The sequence below is a fragment of the Mesorhizobium sp. P3_A9 genome (assembly GCF_056402975.1).
Map to the genome: position 1 here is coordinate 1 of NZ_JBFUGJ010000570.1, position 2,444 is coordinate 2,444.

At 55.1% G+C, this 2,444-nt stretch carries 2 protein-coding genes; both read left to right on the top strand.

What is annotated here, in order from left to right:
• The first annotated feature begins 1,356 nt into the window (after positions 1-1,356).
• Positions 1,357-1,899, top strand: a complete 543-nt coding sequence (locus AC1DX0_RS34625; RefSeq protein WP_477220590.1) for a DnaJ domain-containing protein — start codon at positions 1,357-1,359, stop codon at positions 1,897-1,899.
• Between the two features lie 324 nt (positions 1,900-2,223).
• Positions 2,224-2,444 (top strand): TadE/TadG family type IV pilus assembly protein (locus AC1DX0_RS34630; RefSeq protein ID WP_477358877.1); only part of this gene is annotated, 221 nt, incomplete at its 3' end.

The following is a 2,444-nucleotide window of genomic DNA, read 5'->3' on the forward strand; positions in this document are numbered from 1 at the left end:
AAGCGGTGGCGAGTTGCCCGATCGCTCGGCCCTTCGTACCGGCACTCGGGAACTTCTTATCGTGAGTCGAGCTTTTGTTACAGAAAGCGACTTTGGTTTGGATGCAGGCAAGCTTTTCTCTCTTGCCCTCTCCAGGTCCAATTTCTCTCTTGCTCTCTCGAGTTCCAGGAGGTCGACGTATGAGGCGTCAAMCGCCTCTACGTTCTTGCGCTGCTTGCTCCGCAGATGGAAATACAACAGCGCAAACGCCAGTATCATGGTTGTGGTGATCGTACCCGTTACGTGCTGGCTGTCGGCAAGCAAACAAAAAACAGCAACCGCTCCGCCAGCTATAGCTGCCCCGGTGACACTTGCCCGGGAAGGATCATATCTAGGCGGCGGGGCAACTAAGTCTGCCCGTCGCCTGGCGTCAAAGCTAATGCGTGAAGCATCCAATCTGACACCTCCGGTATCAAGGATATTTTAGCATCCTCTAATTAAATGAGGAACCACGCACGCCATCGTCCAAAAGGCTGTGTTTCGGCAACGCGATCCCACCAACCCTGGTGTCGGCTATTTTCATAGGAACGGTTGCCTGACAGACCGGCCTAAAGTCGTCCCGTAGCTATAAGCGCGATGGCGCCTATCCCGACTATGAATTTATGTCGCGCGAATAACGGTCCGGTCGCGATTGCAGCGACCACAAACTCCCTTGTCACGGCCGAAGTCGGACGTGGTTCCAAGTGCCCCCGTGATCTGGCCGACATGAGCTGGGGTTATATTCAGTTCATCCACGATACAACTATCGCATACGGCGTTCGGTTTCTGAGTGGTGATCCACGAATTGATGCGCTGGGCTGTGCTCATTTATATGCGTCCGCTCGTTTGCCGAAGGGCTTGCCGGTATAGGCGACCTTTAAACAATTAGCGGTATCTAATGTTCCGCACACTCGTGCTCCGAGCCGATTGCATTGAACCGTTCCGGCGCGCGCTCGTAGGTAGTGAATGGCCGGTGCAGTGAGGAACCCACCGCCTTGGGGCACTGACCACACCGGCCGCTTTTGGGCGGGGAAAGCGCCCGCGGCCTTAAGCTATGGGCGTTTTAGCAGACGCGCAATCGGCCGCATGTTCCACCCAGTCTTGGGGAACGATCCGTACCATCGCGAGTTGTGGGTGCGGCGGTCGATTCCCAGGATGTAGCCGCCCCCAATGAAAAGTCCGTCGCGAAGGCCACGCGGCGGGCTTTTTTGGTAGGACCAAGGTCTTAAGGGCCGCTTTCGAAGGTCTGACGTTACCGGTTTGGTTCCGGTAACATTCTTTGGGTGTTCTGTTATTTTAGCTATCATGAATATACTGTCGCCCGAGAGGGAGCGCAGCATGTTCGTTGACTATTACGAAGTTTTGGAAGTCAGCCCGAACGCCAATTCGGAAACGCTGGAACGCATATTTCGCTATTTTGCGATGCGCTATCATCCGGACAATCAGCAGACGGGCAATGAAGCCCGGTTCAGTGAAGTCGTGGAAGCGCATAACGTCCTCAAGGATCCCGTAAAGCGCGCCCAATACGACATCTTATATAGAGAGCATGCGGGTCTGCGGCTTCAATTGGCCGAGGAAGCAAGCGACGTCAAAGGCGTCGAGAAGGATGCTGTGGTCCAGGCCAAACTGCTTTCGCTGCTTTACGTGAAACGCAGGCAGGAGGTCGGCAATCCCGGAATTGGTGACGTGGAGATAGAGCGCTTGTTAGGCTGCCCCCGCGAGCATCTCGAGTTTCACCTCTGGTACATGAAAGCAAAGGGATGGATATCCAGGATCGAGAACGGAACGATTGCAATCACCGTTGAAGGGGTCGACCGCGCCAGCTCCGAACCGCGCCGTGATCCGACTGTTCGGCTACTAGATCATGCGGCGCAGCACTGACGGATTGCTATAGAAGCCCGCCGCCCCATTCACGGCAACGGCGGGCCGTCCCTAGGGATTAACGGGACTTGCTGAGGTGTTGGTTTGCCCCTGCTGAAAACGGCAGTGCAAATTCAAGGCCAGTTTGGATGGTCCAAAACGGGACATGCGCAGACCAAGGGCAAATCCTGTTGCTTGTGAGAGGGCCTAAAGTCTCAAGTAAGTAACGCAAAGGTCCGACGCCGCCCTCTTCAAAGGATTCTCTTGTTGGAAGTCAGGTACTTTCGGTCAATTGTCTGCAAACCGAGTGATCAGAATACGTTCAGACAAGATCGGGGGGCCGCGATGTATCGTATTCTCCGTGACTTTTGGAATGATCAACGCGGCATCGCGATGCTGCTGGTTGCAATTATGATACCTGTTCTCATAGGCTTTTCTTTGCTGGCCATCGACATGAGCCGGGCTACCGGGCTTCAACAACAGCTCCAGAAGGGTATCGACGCCATCGCTCTGGCCGCTGCCGCGGAACTGGATGGCAGATCGGATTCGATCACGCGGGCCAACCG

What these genes read in the sequence shown, in the direction of transcription:
- AC1DX0_RS34625 (WP_477220590.1), top strand. Translation starts at nt 1,357, where the DNA reads ATGTTCGTTGACTATTACGAAGTTTTGGAAGTCAGCCCGAACGCCAAT.